This window comes from Streptomyces cyaneofuscatus (genome assembly GCF_042718795.1).
Lineage (GTDB): Bacteria > Actinomycetota > Actinomycetes > Streptomycetales > Streptomycetaceae > Streptomyces > Streptomyces cyaneofuscatus_A.
The window spans coordinates 113292-120505 of record NZ_JBHXOX010000031.1; the positions used below are offsets into that span (position 1 = coordinate 113292).

The following is a 7214-nucleotide window of genomic DNA, read 5'->3' on the forward strand; positions in this document are numbered from 1 at the left end:
CGCTCACCGGCCTCCGCTGTCTCCGGCTGTTGCCGGAACAGTGGACGGTCTCTCATTTCTCTGCAACTCTCTGACCGCACAACGCAAAACTGAGCCGTAGTGCGTGCAGAATCGCGTGTTTCCTGACTACGGATCCAGAGCCGCGCCCTCGACGCGTCCTGCGCCGAGGCCGAAGATCGGGGAGCTATGAGAGCCCAACGCTGGAGATGGCGGGCGATATCCGCTGTTGTCGCGACCAGTCTTCTGATGATCGGCGTGCCGACGCTCACCGCCTCGGCGGCCGACGGCCCCAACCTCGCCGCGGGCCGGGCCGCGGCGGCCAGTAGCGCACATGCCGAGTACCCCGCACCCAACATCACCGACGGCAACGCCTCGACGTACTGGGAGAGCGCGGGGGGCAACCTGCCCCAGTGGGTCCAGACCGACCTCGGCTCGCCCGCCAGGGTCGACGAGGTGACGCTGAAGCTCCCGCCGTCCTGGGAGAGCCGCTCGCAGACCCTCTCCCTCCAGGGCAGCGCCGACGGCACCAGCTTCGCCACGCTGAAGAGCTCGGCGGCCTACTCCTTCAGCCCGGGCTCCGCCAACGCGGTGAAGGTGACCTTCCCGGCCACGCTGACCCGTTTCGTCCGGGTCCACATCACCGCCAACACCGGCTGGCAGGCCGCCCAGCTCTCCGAGCTGGAGGTCCGGGCGGCAGCCGCCTCATCGGGCAATCTCGCCGCCGGGAAGACCCTCAAAGCCAGCAGCAGCAACGGCAGTTACGTCGCCGCCAACGCCAACGACGGCAACCGGGCCAGCTACTGGGCCAGCCGCGAGAACGACCTCCCGCAGTGGATCGAGGCCGACCTCGGATCGTCGGTCCGGGTGGACCGGGTCGTCCTGCGCCTCCCCGACGGCTGGGCGGCGCGCAGCCAGACGCTGAAGCTCCAAGCCAGCGCCAACGGAACGGAGTTCACCGACCTCACCGCCTCCAAGGACTACCGCTTCGACGCGGCGGGCGGGCAGTCGACGACGATCTCCTTCGATCCCACGACCACCCGGTACGTCCGCGTCCTGGTCACCGCCAACTCGGCAAGTCCTTCGGCACAGTTGGCCGAGCTGGAGGTCTACGGCCCCGCGACCGGCGACACCCAGGCCCCGACCGCACCGGCCGACCTGGCGTTCACCGAGCCCGCCACCGGCCAGATCCGGCTGACCTGGAAGGCCTCCACGGACAACACCGGCGTCACCGGCTACGACGTCTACGCCAACAACACCCTGCTGACCTCCGTCGCGGGCAACGCCACCACGTACACCGACACCCGCCCGGCCGGGCAGACCGTGTCGTACTACGTGCGCGCCAAGGACGCGGCGGGCAACGTCTCGCCCAACAGCAACACCGTCACCCGCTCCGGCGACACGGGCGACACCCAGGCCCCCACCGCCCCCGGCGCCCTGGCGTTCACCGAACCGGCGACCGGCCAGATCCGGCTCACCTGGCAGGCGTCCACCGACAACAAGGGCGTCACCGGCTACGACGTCTACGCCAACAACGTGCTGCGCGGCAGTGTCGCGGGCAACGTCCTGACGTACACCGACACCCAGCCGGCCACCACCACGGTCAGCTACGTCGTCCGGGCCAAGGACGCGGCGGGCAACGTCTCCACCGACAGCAACACCGTGACCCGCAACGGCTCCACGGGCACCGCCTCCAACCTCGCGGTCAACAAGCCGATCACGGCCTCCTCGGTGGTGCACACCTTCGTCGCCGCCAACGCCAACGACAACAGCACCGCCACCTACTGGGAGGGCGGGGGCGGCAGTTACCCGAACACGCTCACCGTCCAGCTCGGCTCCAACGCCGACACCCAGAGCGTCGTCGTCAAGCTGAACCCGGACAGCAGTTGGGGCCCGCGCACCCAGCGCATCGAGGTCCTGGGCCGTGAGCAGAGCTCCTCGTCCCTCAACTCCCTGGTCGCGGCCAAGGATTACGCCTTCAGTCCGGCGAGCGGCAACACGGTGACCATCCCGGTCTCCGCGCGCGTCGCCGACGTCCAGCTCAAGTTCACCGCCAACAGCGGCTCCGGCGCCGGCCAGGTCGCCGAGTTCCAGGTGCTGGGCGCCGCGGCGGCCAACCCCGACCTCCAGGTCACCGGCATCACCGCCTCGCCCGCCACCCCGGTGGAGTCCGACACCATCACGCTGACCGCCACCGTCCGCAACGCGGGCGCGCTCGCCGCCCCGGCGAGCAAGGTCGAGTTCCGGCTCGGCGGCTCCAAGGTCGCCACCGGTAACGTCGGCGCCCTGGCCGCCGGTGCCTCCACCCAGGTCAGCGCGGCCATCGGCGCCCGGGGCGCGGGCAGTTACGTCCTGAGCGCGGTCGCGGACCCTGACAACGAGGTCATCGAGCAGAACGAGACCAACAACACCTACACGGCCGCCTCCCCGCTGGTCGTGCAGCCGGTCTCCAGCTCCGACCTGGTCGCGAGCTCCGTCACCACCTCGCCCTCCGCCCCGGCGGCGGGCAACACCGTCACCTTCTCCGTCGCCATCAAGAACCAGGGCACCATCGCCTCCGCCGCCGGCAGCCACGGCATCACGCTCACGCTGCTCAACTCCCAGGGTGCCACGGTGAAGACCTTCACCGGCGCGCACACCGGGGTCATCGCGGCGGGCGCCACCACCGCCCCCGTCACCCTCGGCACCTGGCCCGCCGCCAACGGCTCGTACACCCTGCGCACGGTCCTGGCGGCCGACGCCAACGAGCTGCCGGTCAAGCGCGAGAACAACACCTCCACCGAGTCCCTCTTCGTCGGACGCGGCGCCAACATGCCGTACGACATGTACGAGGCGGAGGACGGCACCACGGGCGGCGGCGCCCAGGTCGTCGGCCCCAACAGGACCGTCGGCGACATCGCGGGCGAGGCGTCGGGACGCAAGGCCGTCACCCTCGACAACAACGGCAACTACGTGGAGTTCACCACCAGGAAGTCCACCAACACCCTGGTCACCCGGTTCTCCATCCCCGACTCCGCGGGCGGCGGGGGCATCGACTCCACGCTGAACGTCTACGTCGACGGCACCTTCCTCAAGGCGATCGACCTCACGTCCAAGTACGCCTGGCTGTACGGGAACGAGGCCGCACCCGGCAACTCCCCGGGCGCCGGAGCGCCCCGCCACATCTATGACGAGGCCAACGTCATGCTGGGGAGGACCGTCCCGGCCGGAGCCAAGATCCGGCTCCAGAAGGACGCCGCCAACTCCTCCCGGTACGCGATCGACTTCGTCAGCCTGGAGCAGGTCGCCCCGGTCGCCAACCCGAACCCGGCCACGTACACCGTGCCGGCCGGATTCACCCACCAGGACGTCCAGAACGCCCTGGACAAGGTCCGCATGGACACCACCGGCACCTTGACGGGCGTCTACCTCCCGCCGGGTGAGTACAGCACGGCGAGCAAGTTCCAGGTGTACGGCAAGGCCGTCAAGGTGGTCGGCGCCGGGCCCTGGTACACCCGGTTCAACGCCCCGACCACCCAGGACAACACCGACATCGGCTTCCGGGCCGAGGCCAGTGCCAAGGGCTCCTCGTTCGCGAACTTCGCCTACTTCGGCAACTACACCTCCCGCATCGACGGGCCGGGCAAGGTGTTCGACTTCTCAGGCGTGTCGGACATCGTCATCGACAACATCTGGAACGAGCACATGGTGTGCCTCTACTGGGGCGCCAACACCGACAACATCACCATCAAGAACTCCCGGATCCGCAACATGTTCGCCGACGGCATCAACATGACCAACGGGTCCACCGACAACCTCGTCACCAACAACGAGGCCCGCGCCACCGGTGACGACAGCTTCGCGCTCTTCTCGGCGATCGACGCCGGGGGAGCGGACATGAAGAACAACATCTACGAGAACCTGACCTCGATCCTCACCTGGCGCGCGGCAGGCGTGGCCGTCTACGGCGGCTACGACAACACCTTCCGCAACATCCACATCGCCGACACCCTGGTCTACTCCGGGATCACGGTCAGCTCGCTGGACTTCGGCTACCCGATGAACGGCTTCGGGACCCAGCCGACGAAGATCGAGAACGTCTCGATCGTCCGGTCCGGCGGCCACTTCTGGGGCTCGCAGACCTTCCCCGGGATCTGGCTCTTCTCCGCCTCCAAGGTGTTCCAGGGCATCCGGATCTCCAACGTGGACATCGTCGATCCGACGTACAGCGGCATCATGTTCCAGACGAACTACGTCGGCGGACAGCCGCAGTTCCCGATCAAGGACACCGTGCTCACCGACGTCTCGATCTCCGGTGCGCGCAAGAGCGGTGACGCCTTCGACGCCAAGTCCGGCTTCGGGCTCTGGGCGAACGAGATGCCGGAGGCGGGCCAGGGCCCGGCGGTCGGCGAGGTCACCTTCAACCGTCTGCGGCTCAGCAACAACGCCCAGGACATCAGGAACACCACCTCCACCTTCAAGATCAACATCAACCCGTAGCGAGGAGATGACGGATCGTTGCTGAGGGGCACCTCCCGTTGGCCGGGAGGTGCCCCTTCCGCGTACATTCCTTGCATCAAGAAGTCTGAGACTTGCAGTGCTTACGTTAGCCTTGCGGCATGACGCGACGACTTGCTCAGGTTGCCAAGAAGGTTGGGGTCAGCGAGGCCACGGTGAGCCGGGTGCTCAACGGCAAGCCCGGGGTGTCCCGCGCCACCCGGCAGTCCGTGCTCACGGCGCTGGACGTCCTCGGCTACGAGCGGCCCACCCAGCTCCGCGGTGAGCGGGCCCGGCTGGTCGGCCTCGTCCTGCCCGAACTGCAGAACCCCATCTTCCCGGCCTTCGCCGAGGTCATCGGCGGCGCCCTCGCGCAGCAGGGTCTCACCCCGGTGCTCTGCACCCAGACCAAGGGCGGCGTCTCGGAGGCGGACTACGTGGACCTCCTGCTCCAGCAGCAGGTCTCCGGGGTGGTCTTCGCCGGCGGCCTCTTCGCGCAGGCGGACGAGGCGCACGAGCACTACCACCGGCTCGCCGAGCGGCGCATCCCCGTCGTGCTGATCAACGCCCCGATAGAGGGCCTCGACTTCCCCTGCGTCTCCTGCGACGACGCCGTCGCCATCGAGCGCGCCTGGCGCCACCTGGCCTCCCTCGGCCACGAGCGCATCGGCGTGGTGATCGGCCCGTCCGACCATGTGCCCTCCCGCCGCAAACTGGCGGCGGCCCGTGCGGTCGCCGAGGCCACCGGGGGGCAGTTGGCGGAGGAGGGCATCGAGCGGTCGATGTTCTCCCTGGAGGGCGGCCAGGCCGCCGCCTCCCGGCTGCTGGAGCGAGGGGTCACCGGCATCATCTGCGCCAGTGACCCGCTGGCGCTGGGCGCGGTCCGGGCGGCCCGCAGGCGCGGCCTCGGAGTGCCGTCGGACGTCTCGGTCGTGGGCTTCGACGACTCGGCCTTCATGAACTGCACCGAACCCCCGCTCACCACCATCCGCCAGCCCATCGAGGCCATGGGCCGGGCGGCCGTGGAGCTGCTCTGCGCGGGCATCCAGGGCGGCGCGGTGCCGCCCGGGGAGCTGCTGTTCGAGCCGGAGCTGGTGGTACGCGGCTCGACCGCGAAAGCGCCCCGCTGAGGCGCGGCACCTCCGGGGCCGCCGACTTGTGCGTACACCTGTCGCTCAATTGCGTAACATGCGGGAAATTCTGCGGTCATCCGGCGGTTGGGCCCACGCCGCCCAGCCTCTACTCGTCTCCTGTGCGCGGGTCGTCCAAGGCGTGGCCGAGGCGGTTGGCGGCGAGCTCATGGCGGGTGCGACCGCCGTCAGGGACAGTAACGACTCAACTCGGCGACCACCGAGGAAATCGTCGACGGGGTGGACTGGACCACCAGGAACGCGGTCAAGCCCGCCGGCGGCCACACCGGGTCGACGACCTTGCCCTGGACCGTCGGCGCGAGCGGCGGCTGCCTCCCATCGCAACCTTCGCGGGCCGCACCGGCGCACTCCAGTTCTCGGCCACCGAGGACCGCGCGTACCAGACGAGCTTCGTCATCGACGATGTGACGCTGTCCACCCGCCGCGCGCCCCTGGCCACGCAGTTGCCCATGCACCTCGCCGACCGGCGGGCCCTCGCCACCTGGGCGAACGGCGGCAGCCGGAGCGGGGAGTGGCCGGTCGGTTCGGCGAGGTTGTGGCTGCAGGTGGTCCGGGTGCGGTCAAACGTGGTTGACGTGAGGGCGAGCTCCTGGGCCAAATCGCCGCTCTTACGCAGTCGGCCGCCGAGCCCCTGGACCAGGCCGAGCACCGCGCCGCGGTGCTCGTCGGTGTCGAGCTCGTCACGAGCCGTCCAAGTCGCTGTCAGACGCGGACTCGTTGCGGATGCCTCTCCGTTCATGACCGGCTCACATTTGTGGAAACATAAGGCACATGGACAAGATTTCTTCCGTCGAGTTGGCTGCTCAACGTCAGCGCACCGCCGAGGCAGCCGCTGATGCAGCGCGTGCAGATGTAGAACTTGAAGCGGTGGCTGCGGTCCGTGAGGGTGAGCCGGTAGAAGAGGTCTCCGAAATCTCAGGTATCGACTCCGCTGATCTCCGGTATCTGGAGGATGCCGCTGGGGATCTGCCGCAGGGCTGAGCGGACCACCGCCCTCGGGACGCGTCAGCCGGAGTCCGGGCCAGCGCCATCAGCTGCGGTTCCCCGGAGCTGACAACCACGTTGCCGCCGCCGTCCACGCCCCGACCGACGGGCCTTCGTACGAGCGCACTCAGCGCACTCCATGCCCCGCGAACTCCTGGACGGCGGCGTCCTTCGGCATTCCATCCCCCTCGACCCCGCGTCCCAATCGTTCACGTCTTTGCACGTCAGCGGGGGTGGAATGGTTCCGGGACGGCTGGTGGGCGCGTGATCGTTGCGGCCGGCGGGCGCCGGCCCCACGCTGGTGGAGCACTGACCGTACGAACGACCCGACGGGGGATCCATCACCATGAACAAGCTCCGCACCGCACTCGCCACCGCAGCCGCTGCCGCACTGGGCCTCGCGGCCCTCGTGACAGCCCCGGCGCAGGCCGCTGCCCAGCCCGCCTTCCTCGCCGCCTCCCAGATGCCGCCGTCGTCGACGCCGTGGACCGCCACCCAGGTCTTCACCGGTGTCCCGGAGAACGGCGGCGTCCTCTGCGCCCCGTACAAGATCCCGGCGCAGAACACCCGCTACCGCGAGTTCAGCACCGAGCTCGACACCAACGG

3 protein-coding genes and 1 pseudogene are annotated in these 7214 nt (G+C 69.2%); all 4 read left to right on the plus strand.

What is annotated here, in order from left to right:
* Window positions 1-186: 186 nt before the first annotated feature.
* Complete coding sequence (locus ACFWRT_RS30705; RefSeq protein WP_380952312.1) at window positions 187-4476, plus strand: discoidin domain-containing protein; 4290 nt, start codon at window positions 187-189, stop codon at window positions 4474-4476.
* Window positions 4477-4595: 119 nt separating this feature from the next.
* Window positions 4596-5603 carry a LacI family DNA-binding transcriptional regulator gene (locus ACFWRT_RS30710; RefSeq protein WP_380952313.1) on the plus strand — a complete coding sequence of 336 codons (1008 nt, stop codon included), beginning with the start codon at window positions 4596-4598 and terminating at the stop codon, window positions 5601-5603.
* A gap of 792 nt (window positions 5604-6395) precedes the next feature.
* Window positions 6396-6605, plus strand: a complete 210-nt coding sequence (locus tag ACFWRT_RS30715) for a hypothetical protein (RefSeq protein WP_380952314.1) — start codon at window positions 6396-6398, stop codon at window positions 6603-6605.
* A gap of 349 nt (window positions 6606-6954) precedes the next feature.
* Window positions 6955-7214 (plus strand): annotated as a pseudogene (locus tag ACFWRT_RS30720) (hypothetical protein); the annotation flags it as partial.